Consider the following 20,067-nt stretch of genomic DNA (forward strand, 5'->3'; position numbering starts at 1 on the left):
GGATGGAGCTTCTGACATAGAGGCGCTTTTTGCCTCGGCGGAAGAAGCGAAGCCACCGAACATTTTAGCCGCTGGAGCTAGATATTAATAAAAGCGGAAGCGGCTCGTTCAAAATGTGAGGGGGATGGAGCTTCTGACATAGAGGCGCTTTTTGCCTCGGCGGAAGAAGCGAAGCCACCGAACATTTTAGCCGCTGGAGCTGGATATTAATCTAAAAGCGGAAGCGGCATCGCTTCCTAGAAAGAGACCCAAATGGGTCTCTTTTTTTATTCAAATAACAATTCCCCTTTAACATCATAAAACAAAATTGGAAATCCCTCTCAAAAAATGAGATAATTAATACTATAGAATCGTTCACACATATATAGAAAAAAACATAGGGGGACGACACATGCCAAAAATGGGGAATACTTTTTTAACAATGCAAGAACTAGAAAAGAAAAAAGAGTATTTATTAGACCTTTCATCCGTTATACCAACGTGGAATGCGAGCTACCAATTTTTATTTAAAGAAATCCAGCAAGAATTATTAAGTAAAGTAAATGAAAAAATCGAACAACATCAATTCATTTTAAATATATGTGCAGATCAACAAGTAGGGGCATAATGTATTACATACAATTGTAGTATAAAAAAGAGACCTCACCGGTCTCTTTTTTCATTTTAAGACAGCCAATCTAATTTTCTAATCCCGAGCTTATCAACTGGTAAACGAAGTGATCCATAAAAGTGCTTCATAAATTGCTCTGAACGGTTCACATCGTGTAAAATGGCTTCTAAGCGATCTCTATATATGCTTTTTTGTTCTTCGTTTCCTGTTTGGTAATATCGTTCAACTGTTTCAAAATAGTGAAGCGGGAACAGGAGCCTTGCAAATAATAAGCGCCAACCAAATGAGGATAGCGAATAATTTCGTTCATAATCTGTAACAAATTGAACGATTGTTTTCTCCCAGTCTTTCTTTTTTTCAATCATCATATAACGGATTAATTCTGCTATATCTCGAGTTGGATGATCATACACCCAATCAAAAGGGAGTTTGAGACGCTTCGTTTGATGCCATAATAAAGGTGTGAATCGTTCTTGGCAAATTGTTGCTGCATCAGTTAGTTGCGGCGTATCATCCATCTCTGTATCAACAACATATTGAATTGCATTTTCTGCAACTCCTAAGTAATACGGGAAGGATTCAATAAACAATTGATCGAATACGTCTGTAGGGTGGTTCATCACTTGTGATTGCCAAAACTTTTCTAATTGATCGAGCCTTTTTTCCCATAACGCTTTCCATTCACCAATGCGGCTTAATTGCTCGATCTCTTCCGGAAAAAAAGCACCTCGTTTATGGAATATAGAAAGCTCACTTCCTAATGATGTAGCATGTCGTTCTAACGCACGCATACCTTTTAATAAGCAGTAATTTTGTTCTTCTATCTCACTTACATAGTAGCCGTGTATAGTCGGAACGAAAGTCGCTACAGTTATATCCCCTTGCTGGTTCATATAGTCACTGAGCTTTTTCATCTCTACAAGTACTTCTTCCTCCATTTCTCCAATTGGAACAAGTACATAAATTTTGTTGCGAATCCAAAAGCTTTTATAGGGGCCAAGGGGGATTAATTCTTTAACATGCATATGATAATGCTCATAAATATGATGAATCATCGCATTCGCCACCTATGGTTTTTCTTTATATATATGAGCTTGTGCTCGCCTTTCATTCCTATGCACGTGATAAAGCAACGAAACGTATACAAATACTAAAAAGAAAAAAAGGTGATAAACATGAAAGAATCAAATCAACTACAAGAAAGAGCATTGCAACTATTACAAGAGCGCGGTGTAACGATTGACGATATTGCTGAGCTTGTTCATTTTCTTCAAAAAAAATATCATCCAAATTTAGAGATGTCAGAATGCCGTTATAACGTTGAGCGTGTATTATCAAAACGTGAAGTACAAAACGCATTGATTACAGGTATCGAACTCGATGTTCTTGCTGAAAAAGGAATGTTAAGTGAGCCATTACAAGATATCGTAAAACGTGATGAAGGCTTATACGGAATTGATGAAGTAATCGCACTTTCTATCGTTAATGTGTACGGCTCTATCGGTTTCACGAACTTTGGATATATCGATAAATTAAAACCTGGTATTTTAGAATATTTAAATGATAAATCATCTGGAAAGGTGCATACATTCCTTGATGATATCGTTGGCGGAATTGCTGCCGCTGCTTCAAGCCGCTTAGCGCACAGAGCTGAGCATTCGGAATAATAAGACATGAAAGACCGTCAGTTTCATATTGACGGTCTTTCGTATTCCATGAGCATAAATTCTCTTCCCCGGCTCAAAAAAATAGGACCTTGCTGAAAACCTATATTTTTATATAGCGTAATTGCTCTCGTATTAAATGTCGCTACACTAAGCCGGAATGTTTTCGGCTTACATTCTTTAACAGCAAAGGCTATCCCAGCTTGAAAAAATTTTTTCCCCAGCCCCTTCCCTGTTAACACTGGCTTCATACCAAGTCCGATATCAATTACATCTTCTCCACCATATAAATGAGCATCTCTTCCCCCTGGCACTTGTGCATTTTCCCCAAAACAAAAATAGCCAATAAACGCTCCCTTATCGTCACAGCAGCCATAATACGTCCCATCTAATAATTCTTCTATTACTTCTTCCTCACCTGAAAAACTATACAAATTATAAGGTTCTTCGTACGTCCACGTATTTACCTCATTTGCTTCTTCTACCGTTAACTTATGTATATCCATCCTTCTCTCTCCTTATCAAATGTTCTATATATACTCATTCATTTTTCACACCTCATTTCCCTCCAATCGGAATATGCATAATTGCATACGCACACCTATGAATCAAATGGTACAATTTTATTTGAATCGCTGTTGCTACACTTCTTGATCAAAGAAAAGGCGTTAAAACGGATATTAGCGCCTTATCAAACTCAAGCAATTGGCACATTTTGTCATCGTTAAAGACACTCAAAAGAGTGTCTTTTTTTTATTTCTCACAAGGACTTACTCATTTCAAAGTATAAACACATAAAATAATGTAACTCTTTACATGCATGAATCCTTTTCTCAAAGTTGTTCAGTAGACTCAAAATAAAAAAGCACTCTTCACTAGAGTGCTTTTTACTTTCAAATAGGGAGGTTACATATATGGATAGTACTCTCGTATTTAACTTCGGCATTGGTATTGTCATCATTTTATTTGTTTTCTTTGTTCTTTGTATGAGCGGGGTATAGCAATCTTTTATGCTGATAACTCCTTTAAAGTATCACTTAATTTAAACTTTCTTAATTGTAAGGAGGCAATCCATGCTGCCCCTGCCCCAAGTATCACGCTAGCTAGAGCCAGTATGACAACTTGATTATACGGAATAATAATAACCGTTAACTCTAAGCTTGATAACACGATATAGCTAAACAGAATCCCACCAAAAATGCCGATACAACCAGCTATCGCTCCAAGTAAAGTTCCCTCTAATAAAACGATCCTTCTCATTTGCTTCGGAATAGCTCCTACTGCACGAATCATACTAATTTCAGCACGTCTTTCATGCAAACTTGCGACAATTGCATTCATTAATCCTATGCCAGAAATAATGAAAACAATTACAACTAACAAGCGAATTAACATCATCATTTGCGATAATAACTGCTCTTGTTCTTTCAATAAATCATAACTGTTTATAACTTCTACATTCTCTTTATTCTTTGTAATTTCTTTTACTTGCTTCTTAATCACTTCAAATGATTGATTAGAATTAGTCATAATTTGAATGGCTTCATATCCTTGTACGTGAAACTTATCGCGAGCCCATTGTTCATTCACAAAAATATCCAAACTCCTTAACCTTAATCCTTGCTCAATAATCGAAACGACTTTAATTGTTTGTTTTTCTTTCCCTTTTCCTTGTACTTCAATCGTATCATGCAACTGAAGCCCTAAATTTTTAGCCACTTCTTTCGTAATGACTCCCTCACCATCTTGTAATGGCTTATTTAAAGCTTGTCCTGCAATCACTTTCGCCTTTGTTACTTTCTGGTACGCTACAATATCGTTACCTACAACTTCCATTGAATCATAGTTCAAATTGTTTTTTTTCATAAATTCATACCACTCTTGATTCGCTTTTTTAAAGTCAAAATTCACAAGCTTTGCTGTAAAGTCAGTAGCATTTCCTACACTTGCCTCTACGCCATCAATTTTTCTAACCTTCTCCATCCAACTAAACGGTAATGTTTCTATTCCTTGCGACTCTACTGGAATTCTTACTACTAAGTCCGCTGGTAAATGTTTTTGTAACCCTTTTTTCATACCTTCATACATAGAATTTACATACATCGTTCCAACAAGTGCTAACATAAAACCAAATGCTAATATAGCAACCGACACAGCTGCCTTGTTTCGATAACGAATTACATTCCGGCTACTAATCGTCGTTTCAACTCGTAATATCATTTGGAACGGTTTTGCAATCACTGGTGCTATTACGCGAATAAATAACGGAATCGCCAATAACAAACCAACTGCAAATAACAGCGCTCCTATCGCACTTGGATTGAAACCGATATACTGCTCTAATATGCTACCCGTGAGTCCAATAACGGTACCAATGATTAAAATGCTAAGGCTAAAAGCACTCCATCTTTTTTCTTTTTTCTCATTACTAGGAAGACCTGGCCGAAGTGCTTGAACAGGTGGAATCTTTCTAACCATGAAAGCCGGTATAATAGCTCCTATGACAGACATAACAATCCCTAGTAAAAACGTAATGAGTAGAACCTCACCTGAAATCGAGAATGATGCTTTCCCTGCCCCCTCAATATTCACCCATTTGTTAATAAAAGATGCGGCGATTGTTTGCGTACCTGCCCCAAGAATAACTCCTGCTAGCGATCCAATTGCTCCGATGCATAAAGCCTCTAATAAAACGACTAATATAATTTGATTTGGGTTACTACCAAGCGCACGTAATAATGCCCACTGCTTAAATCGACTTCTAACAGATAAGAAGAAACTTCCCATTATTAAAAGAGCTACAACAAATAAGGCAATACCACCTAAACTAAAAATTAACGGTTTCATTACATTTAGTCTTTCAAATGCCTTATCAACATAAGTACGTTGATCTACCTTTATATTTTCTACCTTCTTATTTACATCAAGAGCAATTGCTCTTTTCACATGTACATCGGCTGTTTTCACTTGAACGAGATTAAATTGATTTGGTAAATTTAATTCTTTTTGAAGCCAATGGATTGGAAAATAAGCACTGTGCCCCATTGCTGCCATTAACGGCGGATTTAAAATGCCGACGACTTTCACATTCTTTTCTCCATGCTGCGGGAATGGCAATTTAATCGTATCTCCTACTCGTATATTTTCACGATCTGTATACCCTTTTGTCAGTGCTACTTCAGCCCCTACTTTCGGATATCGACCTTCTACTATTTTATAAGAATGCATTTCTGGAGAATCTTGCTCAACACCCCAATAGGACGGTTTTCCTGATAACTCTTTATAATTTGGAAAAGGATATGGTATAAGTACTTTTGAAATTTTTTCAGCATTTTCTAAGCCATCTATCCCTTTTAAACTTTCATTATTTAAATACATATCGTTTTTTATATAGCCAAATTGTAAATTATAATCTCCATACCGGCTTACTACTTGTTCCTTCATGCTTTTCTCTACTGATTGATTGCCTAGCAATAACATCGTCGCTAACATGACACCTAAAGCTGCACCGAGGGCAATCAACATGTTTCGCAGCCAATTTTGTTTCATTGATTTTATCGCATACTTAATTACCCATCGCATCACCTTTACCTCCTACTTTAAAGTGACGGTTCATAATCTCTTGAATGTGAGTAACTTGTTGCGGGATATTTCGAAATTTCCACCCTTTACTTTCAGCATGTTCATGAATCACTGCACCATCTAATAAGAACACAACTTTATCCGCATGGGCCGCTACGAACGGATCGTGCGTTACAATGACAGCTGTTTGCCCTAACTCATCACAGGCATTGCGAAGTGCCGCAATTATGTTTTTGCTATTTTCCGAATCTAATGCCCCTGTTGGTTCATCAGCTAATATAATAGCCGGCTCATTTGCAAAAGCTCTTGCGATCGCAACCCTTTGCTGTTGCCCACCTGATAACTGTGCTGGTAAATGCTTTCCTTTTCCCTTTAGCCCGACGAGTTCTAATAAACGAGTTGCTGTCATCGTTGCCTTCTTTTGCGAGACATTATCTAACAGTAACGGTAATCCTACATTCTCTTCTGCACTAAACACTGGAATCAAATTAAACTGTTGAAAAATAAAACCGATTTTATGCCTTCTAAATAAAGCTAGCTCTTTTTCTTTTAATGTTGATATCTCTGTACCGTCAACTCGAATACTACCTACTGATGGAATATCTAATCCACCTAACAACTGAAGTAAGGTCGTTTTACCCGATCCACTTGCCCCCATAATACAGACGAAATCTCCTTTTTGAATTTGAAGATTAATGCCTTTTAATATTTTTACTTTACTATCCCCAATATCAAACGATTTTTCTAACCTTTCAATTTCAATAATATTCATCCCAATATCCCCTTCTCTCTCTATTTACCAATCTATATATTCTATTCAGAATGCAAAATCCCTACTTTTTTGTATTTTTTTGTCATATACTAACATGTATCCCATATTAGCTAATTACATTTCCGCTTTATTTCTCACGTCAAAAAAGTTGACTCTCACAACAGAGGTAACCATAATAGTTACATAAATAAAAAACTATCCACAAATAGGAGGAAGAACAATGAAACATGTAATCGTTTATGCACACCCAAATACAGAAAGCTTCAACCATGCGATTTTAGAAACGGTAAAAAGTCAATTAGAAGAAAAAGGTCATGAAGTACGCGTTCGCGATTTATACGAGTTAAACTTCAATCCAGTATTAGGCGCTTCCGATTTCATCTCATTTTCTCAAAGAAACACACCAGAAGATATTAAAGAAGAGCAAGAGCATATCTCTTGGGCTGATAGCATTACATTCATTTATCCAGTTTGGTGGGCGGGACTTCCTGCTATTTTAAAAGGATACGTTGACCGTGTATTTAGCCACGGCTTCGCTTATGCTTACGGTGAAAATGGTATTGAGAAGTTATTAAGTGGTAAAAAAGGCTTATTATTATCTACAATGGGAAATACGAAAGAAGCATACACAGCAGGCGGTATGTTTGAAGCAATGAAGAAAACAGCAGATGTTGGTATCTTTGAATTTACAGGCATTGAAACAATTGAGCATACATTCTATACGAGTGTTCCTTCTGTGGATAATAGTGTGCGTAAGCAATATCTTGAAGAAGTTAAAGATGTTGTGAATCGTGCATTTTAATAAAAAAACTCCGGCTTTAACAACCGGAGTTTTTCATTTCATCATTAATTTCGGAATATATCTTTGAAGAACGCTTTCTAATTCATTCATATCTTCCTGCCTAATAAGTAAATTTACATTGTCATTCATTTTTTCTCGCCCGCGATATAAAAATATATTTTCTTTTGGACTTTCCCATGTTGATGTTTTATAGCCTTTTAATTCTTCGTATGAATAAAAGTTTAATCCGTCTACTACACCTTTTTCATATATTTGTACACTTTTAATAAGATGGATAGCTATTAAAGTCATAAAACAACTTGCTACAGCATGAATACCTAGCTGAATGAGAAACTGTTCAACAGTATCCATATCGCCACTTACGTACTGAGCATATATATACATACATTGTCCAATGAAATATGCTGGTCCAAGTAATGCAATCCAACGTCTTTTCACCCGAGGATACATTGCAATGCGTTTTCCTGCGCCTTTTTTCATTTCATTTATTTTATATATCTTCCATAGAACAAAAAACAACACACATAATGTAAAAATAAACATAATACATGACATCCAATACACTCTGATCCCCCCTTGTATCATTACATATAAATTTTACATTTTATATAACGACAGCGAATATGCAATTATGCATAAAAAAACAGGTAACCTATTCCGGTTACCTGCTTTTCATTACATCTTCTCAATCCACTCCGTCAAGTTATGCACAACTTGCGTTGGTTGTACTTCATATTCTGTTAACTTCTCCACAGTTGTTACTCCAGTGTGGACAAGAAGGGTGTGCATACCAGCATTTATTCCTGCTAAAATGTCTGTATCGTAGTTATCCCCAACCATTAATGCTTCATTTTTTTCTATGCCAAGCACTTTTAAAGCTTGTTCCATAATGATTGATTCTGGTTTTCCGATGAAGATCGGATCCACACCTGTTGATACCGCTACAACTGATGTTAATGAGCCGTTACCTGGTAATAATCCGCGCTCAGTCGGAATAGCAATGTCTCCATTTGTAGAAATAAACGTTGCGCCGTTACGTACAGCAAGACAAGCTTTTGCTAATTTTTCATATGTGATGTCACGATCTAAACCAACAACAACGAAATCAGGATTTTCATCCACAAGTTCAAAGCCTTTTTCCACAAGCGCATCATGTAAGCCTTCTTCACCAATCATATATACAGTTGCGTCTTGTTTACGTTCATAAATAAAGTTCGCTGTCGCCATACTCGTTGTGAATACTTGCTCTGCTTTCGCTGGAATATCGAAACGAACAAGTTTTTCTGCCACTTGTTCTGGTTTACGCGTTGAGTTGTTCGTAACGAATAAATATGGAATACCGCGCTCTCCTAATGCTTTTACAAAGTCGCTCGCTTCTTCAATTTGTTCTTCTCCGCGATACATCGTACCGTCTAAGTCAATTAAGTAACCTTTATACATCGATTATGTCTCTCCTTCTATGCTAACGTTCTCACCTATCATACCACTCTTATATTACCCGCTTTTCCCAAAGAAAAAAACGCTTTACCTTAAAGCGCCCCATAACGTTCATTTTTTCTCTTTTACTTGGTAAGAACAACTACAATCGCCCTCACACATGTTTGCTAACGTCTTCACATCTGCTCCTGCAAATAAACGATTATACATCTCTTTTTCATCTTCACATACTTGCGGGAATCTCTCTGCAATTTCCTTTAACGGACAGTTTTGTTTTTCAATTACGAAAGAGTTTTCTCCATCTCTCTTTATTTGAACCATATAACCATTTTTCTCTTGCATAGCTGCTATCTCTTGCACTTTATATGCTAAATTCTTTTGATTACTCACTCGCTTTTGCAACTGTTCTTCCATTCGCTTCGTTCTCTCTTTTAAAACGTAACGAAGTATTTTTTCATCACCCATTCGAGCTAAATCTTCTAGCATATCAATCGCAAATTGCTTATACTCCTTCGGGAATGTATCTTCTCCCTTTTCACTTAATCCATACAAATAAGTTGGTCTTCCGACATGTTGCCTTACCATCTTGGAATAGATGAAACCATCTTTCTCAAGATTACTTAAATGTCTTCGAATCGCCATTTCTGTAATCTCTAAAACGTCAGCTAGTTCCGCTACCGTGTGTTCTCCCTTTACTTTCAACAATTGCACAATTTCGTCTTTCGTCGTACGTGCTTCCCCCATGTTTCAACCTTCTCCCTTTTCTTTCTCGCATACAATATAAGATCCCCAAAAAGGTACCTTGGGGATCTTATAAGCATAATTATTCTGGTACAAATGCAGATACAGGTCCTAATTCCTTCTCTAAATAACTGCGAATATTTGCTGGGTATTTCTCTACCACTGCAATATGTTTTTGAATCGTCTTATATAATTCATCATGATTCATTTGAATATAATCTTGCGTAAGCATTTTTCGAAGAAGAATCACTTCTTTCATTCCTTGTCCTTCTTCTGCACTTATCACTCGCTCGTCCATCAAAATGTCGATAATATCTTCATAACTTCCTGGATCGCGCATAATAAATCCATCAATCATCGCATTCCCTACATCTAATACAGTATCAATAATGAGATGAGCTATGCGTTCTAATGCGTAAAATTCAAACTCGGTTTCATATATCTTTTTCTCTTGAAATGTACTTGTTGCTCGTTCTAAACATACTAGCATTTGTTCTATTTTCTTTCTGTCTACAAAATACATGAATGTCACCTACCTGGAAATTAAAGCATTTACATTTTAATTGTAACGCTTTCTTCTGAAAAAATCGACAATTTTTCGAATTCACCTTTTCTCCGTTATTTGTTATAGTTATATTTGTATGATTTTTGAAATTGGAGGAATGAAATCTTGGAACGTGAACTCGCACTAGAAATTGTCCGTGTAACAGAAGCAGCAGCATTAGCATCCGCACAGTGGATGGGCCGCGGAAAGAAGAACGAAGCAGATGATGCAGCAACTACAGCAATGCGTGATATGTTTGATTCAGTAAACATGGCAGGTACAGTTGTAATTGGTGAAGGAGAACTTGATGAAGCACCGATGTTGTATATTGGTGAAGAACTAGGAACAGGTAACGGTCCAGAAGTAGACATCGCCGTTGACCCATTAGAAGGTACAAACATCGTTGCAAAAGGTCTTGCAAATGCAATGGCAGTTATCGCAATCGCAGATAAAGGGAACCTTCTTCATGCTCCTGATATGTACATGGAAAAAATCGCGGTTGGTCCAAAAGCAGCTGGTAAAATTAGCTTAGATGATCCAATTGAAAAAACAATTGAAATTGTAGCAGAAGCTAACAATAAAAAGATTCGCGATCTAACGGTTATCATTCAAGAACGTGAACGTCATCAAGATATTATTGATCGTGTTCGTGCAAAAGGTGCACGCGTAAAATTATTTGGTGATGGTGATGTTGGTGCGTCAATCGCAACAGCACTACCTGGGACAGGTATTGACTTATTCGTAGGTACTGGCGGAGCTCCAGAAGGTGTTATTTCTGCAGCAGCATTAAAATGCCTTGAAGGTGAAATGCAAGCTCGCTTAGTTCCAATGAACGAAGAAGAAGAAGCTCGTTGTCGTGAAATGGGATTAGAAGACCCACGTCAACTTCTAATGCTAGAAGACTTAGTATCTGGTGATGATGCAATCTTCTCAGCAACTGGTGTATCTGCTGGTGAATTATTAGACGGCGTGAAATTCCTTGGCGGAGATTTAGCTGAGACATATTCTATCGTAATGCGTTACAAAACAAGAACAGTACGATTCATTAAAACGCATCACCATTTAGATCATAAGCCACACTTAAACTTAGATATTTAATAAAGGAGCCATGTGTATGGAAGAACGTTTCTTTCTGTACGACGATACAGTCGCTACAAGAACTCGTTTCGTTAGCTTTATGGGAGAAAATGAGCGTCATGATTTAGCGCTTTTATACTCCGATCGTCATTACGGTAAAACAATTGTCCTTGATATGCAGCGCAATAAATTTGCAATCATCGGTCCTGACGATTTAAACGAACCAGGCTACTTAGAGCATGCATTTTCTATGACTGAAGAAATTGCAGAAGAACTACGCTCATTTTTATTTGAACTTATATAATTTATCTTAGGCACCAGCTGTTTTAGCTGGTGTTTTTCTGCTTTGAGTATTTTTAATTTTCAAACTAATGTGTTATAATTAAGAATAAATCTATTTGGATAGAAAGGACGTTATCTACGTATGCCAACAACTACTTTGTAATGGACCAGCAATTGGATAGCATTACTCTCAAAAAAGCTCCGTGCTTTTTCAAGGGAGTAGTCTGCCCATTCCCATTACAAAGGAACGTAACGCATCTGTAGTATGATGTTTACGGAGGTTCCTAAGGGAACCTCCTTTTATTTTTGTCTATTTCTCATGTCTTCATACTACAAGACATCCAAATAGCTGTATTACGTTTCTTTGCCACTACTATAAGAGGTGAAGAAAAATGCAGAAAGTACAACTTTCTTGGAGTTTATATGAAAACGAGCAAAATACAATTGAAAAGTATTGTAAAAATTGCAGACGCACTACCTTATTTACTGACACGAATATTCGTAGGCATAACGCCAACGGAAAAAATATATATCGTTTTGCCATTTATAAATGTCCGAAAGATCATACGTGGAACCAAAAGCTTCGTATTTATAAATCATTTACTGATCATGTGGAAACAGTCGATATGCCTCAACAAGATCAAACAGAAACAACTACTACCATTTCCATTACACAACATAAGGAAAGCGACGTAGCTGAAATTACAATTGTATTAGACCTCGTTTTTGGTTCCCACCGAATCGATAAAGCTTTATCCACATATATTTCTGACTGGAGCCGTACACGCATTGTGGATAAAATTAAAAATGGTGATATTCAATTGAACGGACAACAAATGAAGCCAAATACAATACTTTCTGAAGGCGATCATATCTCGATTTGTTTATAATGCAAAAAATCCTCTTACAATCGTAAGAGGATTTTTTTATTTCTTCACTTTTCGTAATACGAAGTGTGCACAACCGAAGTTACAGTACTCGTATAAATACTCTGTTAACGTACTAATTTTTGTATCATACGTCGAACGTTGATTACTATCATCAAAGAAACCGCGCAATCTAAGTTGCTCATAACCCCAGTCTCCAACGATATAATCATATTTATTTAAAATTTCTGCATAACGCTCTTTAAATGCTTCTTCACTAAAACCATCACGAAAGTTTTTAATTACTTCGTACTGAACATTATTAATGCTCACCGTAGCATGCATCTCTTGCTCTTGCTTTTGCTCCATCATTAACTTCCTCTCTAAGCATTCTTCTTTTTATCGTATCACAAAGCATACCAACCAACAATTTCAAATACAAAAAATTGAAAATTAGTGCATGCTATGGAGAAGGAGGTGATACATCGTGAAAAAACAAATTATACTCTCTCTCCTCACTCTTTCCTTATTTGCAGGCTGTCAAACAAATAATAAAGCCGAAATGGAACGTGAAGAAGGAAGTCGTGTTCTTGTTTCCAACAAAAACGACATGTATCATACGGAAAATACAAATACACGATTAACGAGAGTCGGTTACTCATCTAAACAAAAACATGAAGTATCTAACAAACAAGTAGGAGCTATTAACCGTGAGAAAGTCGCTGAAATGATTACAAGCATGGCAGTCAAACTTCCTGACGTTACAAACGCTGCTACACTCGTTACTGATGATGAAGTATTTGTTGTATACCGTGCAAACACAACGGATCCAAAACTCGTAGCGGATCAAGTATATAGAGCTGCTTTGTCCATCGTTCCTCGCTATTATAAAGCATATGTATCAACAGACCAAAAGTTGATTTCTCAAATTCAAGGCCTTCAATCTGGCGCATTAAATGATACAGAATATACACAAAGCATTGATATGTTAAAGCGTGAAATGAGTAAAAATCCTCATTTGAACAATACAGGGGATCAGACTTTAAATAATATGATAAAAAAATAAAGAAGGTGGAGAAAAACTCCGCCTTCTTTATTTTTAACTATTTCTTACGATCCGCATAAACCGCCATCGCATCACACATAAACTGCGCTAATCCCACGCCAAACTTATCGATATTTTTCGTGAAGCGCTCATCAGCGACGTACATTTGACCGAGTCCTTTAAAAGCGTCTAATGAATATTCACCGAAGTTTTGCAAGTAATCGTACCATACTCCAATTGCTTCCTGTGCCTCTTTACAATCTGGTGCGCCGTGTCTAAGCGCCGCTAAGTTTCTGTAAATCGTATTAAACTCTTCTTGATTGTCTTTTGACATACCTTTCGCATATTCATTCGCTTTATCTACAGCTGCGTCTCCCCATCTTTCACGCGCTTCTTCTTCGTACGGATTATGGCTGAAATCGAAGCCTTCAAATTTCTCTTTATTCGTCATTTCAATCTCTCCTTTTGTATGCTGAATTGTCTTATCAATCGTCGCAATTACTTTATCTAACCGCGCACGCTTTTCAAGAAGCATTTTCTTATGAAGCTGTAGCGCTTCTTCTCGGTCAAATGATGGACTCATGATAATTTCTTTAATTTTCTTCAAAGGGAAGCCTAGTTCTTTAAAAAATAAAATTTGCTGCAATGTCTCTAAATTTTCATTGGAATACAGACGATATCCAGACTCTGTCGTCTCGTCTGGGGTTAACAACCCAATTTCATCGTAATGATGCAGTGTGCGCACACTAATTCCAACTAAATTAGCTACTTCTTTTACCTTCATTGTCATGTGTATCTCCCCCTTAATACATACGATAAAGTATGACGCAACGTTAGAGTCAATAAGTAAATTCATTTTTTTGTTAAAAGTTTCATCTCCACTATATTTCATGCATAATAGATATGTACATATATTAGAAAGCGGTGAAAATATGGTTTCAAGTACGGTAATTGCCAGTATCACAATTCAACTTGTGCTTTCGATTCTGGTACCTATTATTGCGTTTGTTTATTTTCGTAAAAAATATCATATTAATTGGAAAGTAGCCGGCGTCGGTGTTCTTATTTTTATTGGGTTTACTCAAATTCTGGAGACGCCGTTCCACCTATTTATGCGCGGAAATCCGGCAATCGCTCCAATTTTAGAAAATCCATTTGTCTTCGCACTTTATGGCGGTCTAACCGCTGGTATTTTTGAAGAATTAGGACGCTTCGTTGCCTTCTTCTTCTTACTAAAAAAATATCAAGAATATAAAGATGGTTTTGCTTACGGAATAGGTCACGGCGGGATTGAATCTATTTTAGTCGGTGGATTCTCGGCATTACAGACACTTATATTCGCAAATGCTATTAACAACGGTAGCTTCGCTCAAATGACAGAAAAACTACCACAATTAAATGTTGTAAAGGATATGTTAATAGAGCAGCCTGCTTATTTATACTTCCTTGGCAGCTTGGAAAGAATTATGGCTCTTGTGTTGCAAATTGCCTTTACGATGCTTGTCTTATACGCAGTAAAACAGAAGAAATATATCTTCCTTGTTTACGCTATATTATTCCACACATTTGTAGACTTTTTCGCGGCACTTTACCAAACAAAAACAATCAACATCTTTGTTGCAGAAGGAATTACCCTTCTCTTCACAATTGGTGCTGTCATTCTTATACGTAAAATGAAAGAAAAATTAATGAGTGTGCCGGAATAAAAAATAACCCACCTGTTGGTGGGTTATTTTTTATATGGATTATCATAATGATGATGATAGCTTTTTCCCTCTTGCAGCTTCCTCTTCGTTTCTGCATCTATAACAATGTACTTACGAAATTCGTCTGCTTCATTTTGAGAAAAGGACGCGAAAAAATAAACTTGGCGATCAGGGTGAATAAAAGAATCTTGGAACACCACACTACTCCGACAACCTACAGCTGTTTTTTGTAAGAAAGAAAATTCTTCATCCGGCACTTCTTTAAATAAGATCTTTTTCCGAACGCTATATGCTACATCGTTGTATTCTTTGTAGATTTTCTTATCTAACTGTTCATAAAATACATCTTCACTCGCAAACGATTTATTTCGGTTGCTTGGATAATCTAACCTTTGATTGGAATGTGCATATGTTGTGGACATTTGCGTAAGAAAACAAATCATGAATACGAGACATATCATTTTTTTCATACTGGCACCTCAATTTTCATTATCCACATTACTTTTCCACATCTATAAATCAATATGCCGTTTCCAATAAAAAGGAATTTTTTTCGCATTTGTCGAAGTATATAGCGTCAACTTGAAAGATGGGGATGAATTATGAAGAAATTGATTGTAATACGACATTGTTCAGCAACTGGCCAAGAACGTGGTGCGGAATTAACGATTGCAGGAAAAAATCAAGCAAACATTCTTGCTACATTTCTCTTAGAAAACCAACCACAAATAGATCATATTATTTCAAGCCCATTTGTGCGAGCTATCGATTCTATTCGGCCTTATGCACTCCAAGCTAATTTGTCTATCCAAGAAGATGAAAGATTAGCTGAACGCATATTAAGCGACGTTCCAATGGACGATTGGATGCAAAAACTAGAATCTACTTTTACAAATATAGATATTGCCTTTTCAGGCGGAGAGTCAACAAAACAAGCAACAGACCGTGCTATATCGCTTATCCAAGACGTTTTAAAATTAAACCGTACTACAACACTACTCGTTACACATGGAAACTTACTTACGCTCATTTTAAAGCACTTTGATCATACGATCGGCTTTAATGAATGGAGAGCTTTAACGAATCCTGATGTTTATGAAATTATAATCGATGAACAATGTACTATAAAACGATTATGGGAAGCACCATCCAAGTAATATCTCTTTCCAACACATTCAGTTGACGCCACGAGAAGAAACTGTACTAACAATAGAAAGGGGTATCACTCCATATGTACGAAGATGTACTTGCTTTACTACATAAAACAAATGCTTCTTACGAAAAGTTTGAGCACGAACCGGTACTCGATTATGAAACAGATCGTATCGTACGTGAAAGGCTCGGCTTACAAGGTACTCCAAGTAAGAGCTTATTTTTGAAATCAAAGTCTGGAAATTATTACGTATTTTTCACGTTAGAGGGCACAAGGCTTAACCGGGGAGAGATGAAAGAAATAACTAGGGAACGCTTATCTCTCTGTTCTCCTGATGAACTGCGAGACAAAACTGGTTGTACGCCGGGATGTGTAGCTCCTTTCGGGTATTCACACGATGTAACAATTATTGTGGATAACGCTATTTATACGTACGATAAAATTTTAATTACACCTGGTGTACCTGAATTTACAATCGAATTATCCACAGAGGAATTAAAGAAAATCTTATTAACATGCTCAAATACTGTTTTAGAATATAAACAAAAAGAGAGCTTATAATAGCTCTCTTTTTTTCATTATTTTGCTTCTGCTGTTTTTTCTTTTGCAGAACGAACTTGCTCGTCCGCATGGTAAGAAGAACGCACAAGTGGACCAGCTTCACAGTGGCTAAAGCCTTTGCTAAGTGCAATTTCTTTAAGCTCTGCAAATTCTGCTGGTGGGTAATATTTAAGAACTGGTAAATGCTTCTTAGATGGTTGTAGGTATTGTCCAAGAGTTAAAATATCCACATTGTTTGCACGTAAGTCATCCATTGCTTCAATTAAATCTTCTCTCGTTTCACCTAACCCCACCATAATGCTCGATTTAGTTGGAATATCAGGCTGCATTTCTTTCGCTCGACGTAAAAACTCTAATGAACGGTCATATTTTGCTCTAGCGCGAACTCGGTTAGATAATCGACGTACTGTTTCAATGTTATGGTTTAAAATATCTGGTTTTGCATCCATTAACATTTTTAAGTTTTCTTCTACTCCACCCATATCAGATGGTAATACTTCGATTGACGTAAATGGATTTTTACGACGTACAGCTCGTACTGTTTCAGCAAAAACAGCTGCTCCCCCGTCTTTTAAATCATCACGTGCAACCGCTGTTATAACAACGTGCTTTAAGCCCATTTGTACTACAGAATCTGCTACGCGTTCTGGCTCTTGTAAATCAAGCTCAGTTGGTAAGCCTGTTTTAACCGCACAAAAACGACAAGCACGTGTACAAACCGCACCTAAAATCATAAATGTTGCTGTTTTTCTTACAGCCCAGCATTCATGAATATTCGGACATTTTGCTTCCTCACAAACTGTATGAAGATTTTTAGAACGCATCATTTTCTTTAAGCCTGTATAGTTTTCATTCGTGTTTAACTTAATTTTCAACCATTCGGGCTTGCGCTTATATTCTGTTTGTTTTGTCATGGTTATCAACTCCGCACAATATGAAATAGTTTACCGTGTTCGCTTCTTTCAATGTAACATATCTATTCTAACGTATGAAAGCGATTTGCTCAAATGAAGATTCTAAGATTTTTTCCAATCGTTCCCTATAATGAAATACTCCGTATATCCCACACTAAAAAGAGTGATGATGTGAAAGGAGTCTATTTCATGCTTCGAAAAATTTCTCTTTTGCTTTCGATTTGCTTTCTTCTCCACCAAAACATCGCTTACGGTGAGGATAATCAGCAAAGCATATACGAAAAGCGCATGGCACTATATAAAGAAACCGAGCAATCTTCAGGCATTCCGTGGTATTACTTAGCTGCAATGGATCAATATGAAAGAAATATACGGAGCGTAAGAAAAGATATTCCGAAAAAACCAGATGCCATCATCTCCCTCTATTTCAAACCAGAAATATGGGCTGGACCTGTTAACGGTAACGACACTCTTCCCCATACAATTGCTCTATTTGGCGGGTTAGGTTTAGATGGTGACAAAGATGGATTTGCAAATGCAAATAACGACCGTGATCTTTTGCATACAGCAGCAACGATTTTAAAAAAACAAGGAACGTCCGAAGACCGTGTTCACATTATGCTTTGGGAATATTATAGACGTGCAAAAACAGTTGAATTAATTTCCGAATACGCGCAAATTTATAAACATTACGGACGTATTAATTTAGAAGGAAATGCGTTCCCTCTTCCAATTCGTAGTGACCATAGCTACCGTAGTACTTTCGGTGCTGGAAGAAGTTTTGGGGGAAGAAGAGTTCATGAAGGAACTGATATTTTTGCAGGCTATGGCGTACCAGTAAGATCTACTTGCTATGGCATTATTGAAACAAAAGGTTGGAACCGCCTTGGTGGATGGCGCATCGGTATTCGCGACCTTCATAATAATTATCATTACTACGCTCATTTAGGCGGATTCTCAAAAGAAATACAGCTCGGACAAATTGTTGAGCCAGGAAAAGTAATCGGATTTGTTGGTAGCACCGGTTACGGCCCTCCCGGCACAGCTGGAAAATTCCCGCCCCACTTACATTTCGGTATGTATAAAGACAATGGCTATACAGAATGGGCTTTCGATCCATACATGCATTTAAGTCTTTGGGAGCGAAAAGAACGCGCGAATACAAAACGATAACCGTAGCAATATGCTACGGTTATTTTTTAAATTCGGCTAACTATCCGTTTTCTTTTTATCAGGTACAACAACACTTCCGCTTCCATAATACGTAGGCACTTCTCCTTGAACAATGCGCGTTGCAATCGGAACGTCTTGCTTCACTTTTATTTCTTTCGTATGAAATGGAATAATGACTTGCAACGTTACTTCCATCTCCATAATAATTTGAATCGCTGTCGTATTGATTCCGTGCGGTTCAATTTTTTGTTTAATATCCGTATTCACATGACCAATCGTCGTGAAATCAATTGGAATATCGGGTCCTATATTTCCAAGAAGCGCATTATCCGTTACGCGACCAAAAGGAACTGCCATCGTTGCTCCATTTTTTTCAGAAATACCTAGCTCCTTCAAGTCACCTTGTTCTACTTGCTGTAAATATTTTTCTATGTACGTGGTTGTTGACGTTACGATTTCATTTACTTGCTTCGTATTTAAATTAATTGTGGATACTTTCCCGTTTTTATCATTTTGTACTTTCATTAATGAATCGACATCGAACCCTTCATTAATTCTGTCTTTTACCGCCTTCGTCATAACCGCTGTCGCCATTTTATGCGTCTCTACTTCTCCATATTTCATTAATGTGGGCTGAATGCTACTATTCACAATCCATAATCCTTGTACGAGTAATATGACAAAAAGAATAAACGACATAAGCAGTATGTACCGAAAGGAAATAGGTCCCCTTCGAAACCGCGAATTTTTCGAACGAAATATACTCATAAAAAACCCTCCTTCTTATATCATTTCTATGCAAGAAGGAGGGACGATATATGCTTATCTCATTTTTAATAATGCTTCTTTTCCGATTGTGCCAGCCGTAATACCTAAAGTTTCGGCTTCAATCGTTACTGATTCTAGCGGTGCTTCAAGAAGTTGTTCAATCGTTCTTACACCAACCGCACGGCCAGCAATAATTCCTCGATCCCCTAACTTCTCATTTAAAAGACCTACATCTAATGCACCGCACATAATATATCCTTTATCGCTCATTACAGCTAGCAAATTTGTCTTTGGAAGTTTGACGCTAACCGCGATAAACGTATAATTATCGATTATAATTGGCTCCACATTAACCATAGTTCACACTCCT

25 protein-coding genes are annotated in these 20,067 nt (G+C 37.0%); 11 read left to right on the plus strand and 14 right to left on the minus strand.

Features of this window, described 5'->3' with window-relative positions:
- The first annotated feature begins 391 nt into the window (after nucleotides 1-391).
- Nucleotides 392-607 (plus strand): hypothetical protein, encoded by a 216-nt coding sequence (locus AC3WVA_RS06265; protein ID WP_001125501.1) that lies wholly within the window; start codon nucleotides 392-394, stop codon nucleotides 605-607.
- 56 nt (nucleotides 608-663) lie between these two features.
- Here AC3WVA_RS06265 and yutH read toward each other — a convergent pair whose 3' ends face one another.
- Complete coding sequence (gene yutH, locus AC3WVA_RS06270) at nucleotides 664-1,665, minus strand: spore coat putative kinase YutH (RefSeq protein ID WP_001974264.1); 1,002 nt, start codon at nucleotides 1,663-1,665, stop codon at nucleotides 664-666.
- 120 nt (nucleotides 1,666-1,785) lie between these two features.
- Here yutH and AC3WVA_RS06275 point away from each other — a divergent pair, with 120 nt between their 5' ends.
- Nucleotides 1,786-2,277, plus strand: coding sequence for a phosphatidylglycerophosphatase A family protein (locus AC3WVA_RS06275; RefSeq protein ID WP_087959426.1), 492 nt, complete (start codon nucleotides 1,786-1,788; stop codon nucleotides 2,275-2,277).
- Between the two features lie 23 nt (nucleotides 2,278-2,300).
- On the opposite strand, the gene AC3WVA_RS06280 is transcribed toward AC3WVA_RS06275, so the two are convergent.
- The 3 genes from AC3WVA_RS06280 to AC3WVA_RS06290 form a co-directional block, all read right to left on the minus strand.
- Nucleotides 2,301-2,780, minus strand: coding sequence for a GNAT family N-acetyltransferase (locus tag AC3WVA_RS06280; protein WP_098346617.1), 480 nt, complete (start codon nucleotides 2,778-2,780; stop codon nucleotides 2,301-2,303).
- A gap of 502 nt (nucleotides 2,781-3,282) precedes the next feature.
- The gene (locus AC3WVA_RS06285; RefSeq protein ID WP_417902969.1) at nucleotides 3,283-5,856 is read right to left on the minus strand and encodes an FtsX-like permease family protein; all 2,574 of its coding nucleotides are present in this window, start codon (nucleotides 5,854-5,856) and stop codon (nucleotides 3,283-3,285) included.
- Nucleotides 5,840-6,628: an ABC transporter ATP-binding protein gene (locus AC3WVA_RS06290; protein WP_417902970.1), complete on the minus strand. Its 789-nt coding sequence runs from the start codon at nucleotides 6,626-6,628 to the stop codon at nucleotides 5,840-5,842. Before AC3WVA_RS06290 ends, AC3WVA_RS06285 begins: the two co-directional genes overlap by 17 nt.
- A gap of 220 nt (nucleotides 6,629-6,848) precedes the next feature.
- On the opposite strand from AC3WVA_RS06290, the gene AC3WVA_RS06295 reads away from it, so the two are divergent.
- Nucleotides 6,849-7,430 (plus strand): NAD(P)H-dependent oxidoreductase, encoded by a 582-nt coding sequence (locus AC3WVA_RS06295; RefSeq protein ID WP_098346614.1) that lies wholly within the window; start codon nucleotides 6,849-6,851, stop codon nucleotides 7,428-7,430.
- 33 nt (nucleotides 7,431-7,463) lie between these two features.
- On the opposite strand, the gene AC3WVA_RS06300 is transcribed toward AC3WVA_RS06295, so the two are convergent.
- From AC3WVA_RS06300 to AC3WVA_RS06315, 4 genes are all read right to left on the minus strand, one after another.
- The gene (locus AC3WVA_RS06300) at nucleotides 7,464-7,994 is read right to left on the minus strand and encodes an iron ABC transporter substrate-binding protein (protein WP_098346613.1); all 531 of its coding nucleotides are present in this window, start codon (nucleotides 7,992-7,994) and stop codon (nucleotides 7,464-7,466) included.
- 111 nt (nucleotides 7,995-8,105) lie between these two features.
- Nucleotides 8,106-8,870, minus strand: coding sequence for a TIGR01457 family HAD-type hydrolase (locus tag AC3WVA_RS06305; protein WP_000276467.1), 765 nt, complete (start codon nucleotides 8,868-8,870; stop codon nucleotides 8,106-8,108).
- Nucleotides 8,871-8,978: 108 nt separating this feature from the next.
- Entirely contained in the window at nucleotides 8,979-9,611 is a 633-nt protein-coding gene (locus tag AC3WVA_RS06310; RefSeq protein ID WP_048528350.1) for a helix-turn-helix transcriptional regulator, read from the minus strand.
- A gap of 79 nt (nucleotides 9,612-9,690) precedes the next feature.
- The gene (locus AC3WVA_RS06315) at nucleotides 9,691-10,131 is read right to left on the minus strand and encodes a DUF86 domain-containing protein (RefSeq protein WP_048528348.1); all 441 of its coding nucleotides are present in this window, start codon (nucleotides 10,129-10,131) and stop codon (nucleotides 9,691-9,693) included.
- A 147-nt stretch (nucleotides 10,132-10,278) separates the two neighbouring features.
- Between AC3WVA_RS06315 and glpX the strand changes: the two genes are divergently transcribed.
- From glpX to AC3WVA_RS06330, 3 genes are all read left to right on the plus strand, one after another.
- Complete coding sequence (glpX, locus tag AC3WVA_RS06320; protein WP_048528346.1) at nucleotides 10,279-11,250, plus strand: class II fructose-bisphosphatase; 972 nt, start codon at nucleotides 10,279-10,281, stop codon at nucleotides 11,248-11,250.
- 16 nt (nucleotides 11,251-11,266) lie between these two features.
- Nucleotides 11,267-11,533 (plus strand): DUF3055 domain-containing protein, encoded by a 267-nt coding sequence (locus tag AC3WVA_RS06325; protein WP_000392615.1) that lies wholly within the window; start codon nucleotides 11,267-11,269, stop codon nucleotides 11,531-11,533.
- Nucleotides 11,534-11,903: 370 nt separating this feature from the next.
- Nucleotides 11,904-12,401, plus strand: coding sequence for a cytoplasmic protein (locus AC3WVA_RS06330; RefSeq protein ID WP_098346612.1), 498 nt, complete (start codon nucleotides 11,904-11,906; stop codon nucleotides 12,399-12,401).
- 36 nt (nucleotides 12,402-12,437) lie between these two features.
- Here AC3WVA_RS06330 and AC3WVA_RS06335 read toward each other — a convergent pair whose 3' ends face one another.
- The gene (locus tag AC3WVA_RS06335) at nucleotides 12,438-12,749 is read right to left on the minus strand and encodes a YutD family protein (RefSeq protein ID WP_002008894.1); all 312 of its coding nucleotides are present in this window, start codon (nucleotides 12,747-12,749) and stop codon (nucleotides 12,438-12,440) included.
- A 115-nt stretch (nucleotides 12,750-12,864) separates the two neighbouring features.
- Between AC3WVA_RS06335 and AC3WVA_RS06340 the strand changes: the two genes are divergently transcribed.
- Nucleotides 12,865-13,443, plus strand: a complete 579-nt coding sequence (locus AC3WVA_RS06340; RefSeq protein WP_088313419.1) for a YhcN/YlaJ family sporulation lipoprotein — start codon at nucleotides 12,865-12,867, stop codon at nucleotides 13,441-13,443.
- Between the two features lie 37 nt (nucleotides 13,444-13,480).
- On the opposite strand, the gene AC3WVA_RS06345 is transcribed toward AC3WVA_RS06340, so the two are convergent.
- Nucleotides 13,481-14,212 carry a MerR family transcriptional regulator gene (locus AC3WVA_RS06345; RefSeq protein ID WP_048528338.1) on the minus strand — a complete coding sequence of 244 codons (732 nt, stop codon included), beginning with the start codon at nucleotides 14,210-14,212 and terminating at the stop codon, nucleotides 13,481-13,483.
- A 100-nt stretch (nucleotides 14,213-14,312) separates the two neighbouring features.
- Here AC3WVA_RS06345 and AC3WVA_RS06350 point away from each other — a divergent pair, with 100 nt between their 5' ends.
- The gene (locus AC3WVA_RS06350) at nucleotides 14,313-15,128 is read left to right on the plus strand and encodes a YhfC family intramembrane metalloprotease (protein ID WP_141539475.1); all 816 of its coding nucleotides are present in this window, start codon (nucleotides 14,313-14,315) and stop codon (nucleotides 15,126-15,128) included.
- A 23-nt stretch (nucleotides 15,129-15,151) separates the two neighbouring features.
- On the opposite strand, the gene AC3WVA_RS06355 is transcribed toward AC3WVA_RS06350, so the two are convergent.
- The gene (locus AC3WVA_RS06355) at nucleotides 15,152-15,598 is read right to left on the minus strand and encodes a hypothetical protein (RefSeq protein WP_098346610.1); all 447 of its coding nucleotides are present in this window, start codon (nucleotides 15,596-15,598) and stop codon (nucleotides 15,152-15,154) included.
- Nucleotides 15,599-15,730: 132 nt separating this feature from the next.
- On the opposite strand from AC3WVA_RS06355, the gene AC3WVA_RS06360 reads away from it, so the two are divergent.
- Nucleotides 15,731-16,285 carry a histidine phosphatase family protein gene (locus tag AC3WVA_RS06360; protein WP_098346609.1) on the plus strand — a complete coding sequence of 185 codons (555 nt, stop codon included), beginning with the start codon at nucleotides 15,731-15,733 and terminating at the stop codon, nucleotides 16,283-16,285.
- Between the two features lie 74 nt (nucleotides 16,286-16,359).
- On the plus strand, nucleotides 16,360-16,842 hold the full coding sequence (locus AC3WVA_RS06365; protein ID WP_098346608.1) for a YbaK/EbsC family protein: 483 nt from the start codon (nucleotides 16,360-16,362) through the stop codon (nucleotides 16,840-16,842).
- A 17-nt stretch (nucleotides 16,843-16,859) separates the two neighbouring features.
- Here the strand turns inward: AC3WVA_RS06365 and lipA are convergent, their stop codons facing one another.
- Nucleotides 16,860-17,756 carry a lipoyl synthase gene (gene lipA, locus AC3WVA_RS06370; protein WP_000166375.1) on the minus strand — a complete coding sequence of 299 codons (897 nt, stop codon included), beginning with the start codon at nucleotides 17,754-17,756 and terminating at the stop codon, nucleotides 16,860-16,862.
- Between the two features lie 189 nt (nucleotides 17,757-17,945).
- Here lipA and AC3WVA_RS06375 point away from each other — a divergent pair, with 189 nt between their 5' ends.
- Nucleotides 17,946-18,929, plus strand: a complete 984-nt coding sequence (locus AC3WVA_RS06375; RefSeq protein ID WP_098346607.1) for a M23 family metallopeptidase — start codon at nucleotides 17,946-17,948, stop codon at nucleotides 18,927-18,929.
- 36 nt (nucleotides 18,930-18,965) lie between these two features.
- Here the strand turns inward: AC3WVA_RS06375 and yunB are convergent, their stop codons facing one another.
- Both yunB and AC3WVA_RS06385 read right to left on the minus strand, forming a co-directional pair.
- Nucleotides 18,966-19,697: a sporulation protein YunB gene (gene yunB / locus AC3WVA_RS06380; protein WP_492321830.1), complete on the minus strand. Its 732-nt coding sequence runs from the start codon at nucleotides 19,695-19,697 to the stop codon at nucleotides 18,966-18,968.
- 54 nt (nucleotides 19,698-19,751) lie between these two features.
- On the minus strand, nucleotides 19,752-20,054 hold the full coding sequence (locus AC3WVA_RS06385) for a YunC family protein (protein ID WP_048528325.1): 303 nt from the start codon (nucleotides 20,052-20,054) through the stop codon (nucleotides 19,752-19,754).
- Between the last annotated feature and the right edge of the window lie 13 nt (nucleotides 20,055-20,067).

This window comes from Bacillus sp. EB106-04-02-XG92, assembly GCF_058791995.1.

What these genes read in the sequence shown, in the direction of transcription:
- AC3WVA_RS06265 (WP_001125501.1), top strand. Translation starts at nt 392, where the DNA reads ATGCCAAAAATGGGGAATACTTTTTTAACAATGCAAGAACTAGAAAAG.
- yutH (WP_001974264.1), bottom strand. Translation starts at nt 1,665, where the DNA reads ATGATTCATCATATTTATGAGCATTATCATATGCATGTTAAAGAATTA.
- AC3WVA_RS06275 (WP_087959426.1), top strand. Translation starts at nt 1,786, where the DNA reads ATGAAAGAATCAAATCAACTACAAGAAAGAGCATTGCAACTATTACAA.
- AC3WVA_RS06280 (WP_098346617.1), bottom strand. Translation starts at nt 2,780, where the DNA reads ATGGATATACATAAGTTAACGGTAGAAGAAGCAAATGAGGTAAATACG.
- AC3WVA_RS06285 (WP_417902969.1), bottom strand. Translation starts at nt 5,856, where the DNA reads ATGCGATGGGTAATTAAGTATGCGATAAAATCAATGAAACAAAATTGG.
- AC3WVA_RS06290 (WP_417902970.1), bottom strand. Translation starts at nt 6,628, where the DNA reads ATGAATATTATTGAAATTGAAAGGTTAGAAAAATCGTTTGATATTGGG.
- AC3WVA_RS06295 (WP_098346614.1), top strand. Translation starts at nt 6,849, where the DNA reads ATGAAACATGTAATCGTTTATGCACACCCAAATACAGAAAGCTTCAAC.
- AC3WVA_RS06305 (WP_000276467.1), bottom strand. Translation starts at nt 8,870, where the DNA reads ATGTATAAAGGTTACTTAATTGACTTAGACGGTACGATGTATCGCGGA.
- AC3WVA_RS06310 (WP_048528350.1), bottom strand. Translation starts at nt 9,611, where the DNA reads ATGGGGGAAGCACGTACGACGAAAGACGAAATTGTGCAATTGTTGAAA.
- AC3WVA_RS06315 (WP_048528348.1), bottom strand. Translation starts at nt 10,131, where the DNA reads ATGTATTTTGTAGACAGAAAGAAAATAGAACAAATGCTAGTATGTTTA.
- AC3WVA_RS06325 (WP_000392615.1), top strand. Translation starts at nt 11,267, where the DNA reads ATGGAAGAACGTTTCTTTCTGTACGACGATACAGTCGCTACAAGAACT.
- AC3WVA_RS06330 (WP_098346612.1), top strand. Translation starts at nt 11,904, where the DNA reads ATGCAGAAAGTACAACTTTCTTGGAGTTTATATGAAAACGAGCAAAAT.
- AC3WVA_RS06335 (WP_002008894.1), bottom strand. Translation starts at nt 12,749, where the DNA reads ATGATGGAGCAAAAGCAAGAGCAAGAGATGCATGCTACGGTGAGCATT.
- AC3WVA_RS06345 (WP_048528338.1), bottom strand. Translation starts at nt 14,212, where the DNA reads ATGACAATGAAGGTAAAAGAAGTAGCTAATTTAGTTGGAATTAGTGTG.
- AC3WVA_RS06350 (WP_141539475.1), top strand. Translation starts at nt 14,313, where the DNA reads ATGCATAATAGATATGTACATATATTAGAAAGCGGTGAAAATATGGTT.
- AC3WVA_RS06355 (WP_098346610.1), bottom strand. Translation starts at nt 15,598, where the DNA reads ATGAAAAAAATGATATGTCTCGTATTCATGATTTGTTTTCTTACGCAA.
- AC3WVA_RS06360 (WP_098346609.1), top strand. Translation starts at nt 15,731, where the DNA reads ATGAAGAAATTGATTGTAATACGACATTGTTCAGCAACTGGCCAAGAA.
- AC3WVA_RS06365 (WP_098346608.1), top strand. Translation starts at nt 16,360, where the DNA reads ATGTACGAAGATGTACTTGCTTTACTACATAAAACAAATGCTTCTTAC.
- lipA (WP_000166375.1), bottom strand. Translation starts at nt 17,756, where the DNA reads ATGACAAAACAAACAGAATATAAGCGCAAGCCCGAATGGTTGAAAATT.
- AC3WVA_RS06375 (WP_098346607.1), top strand. Translation starts at nt 17,946, where the DNA reads ATGCTTCGAAAAATTTCTCTTTTGCTTTCGATTTGCTTTCTTCTCCAC.
- yunB (WP_492321830.1), bottom strand. Translation starts at nt 19,697, where the DNA reads ATGAGTATATTTCGTTCGAAAAATTCGCGGTTTCGAAGGGGACCTATT.
- AC3WVA_RS06385 (WP_048528325.1), bottom strand. Translation starts at nt 20,054, where the DNA reads ATGGTTAATGTGGAGCCAATTATAATCGATAATTATACGTTTATCGCG.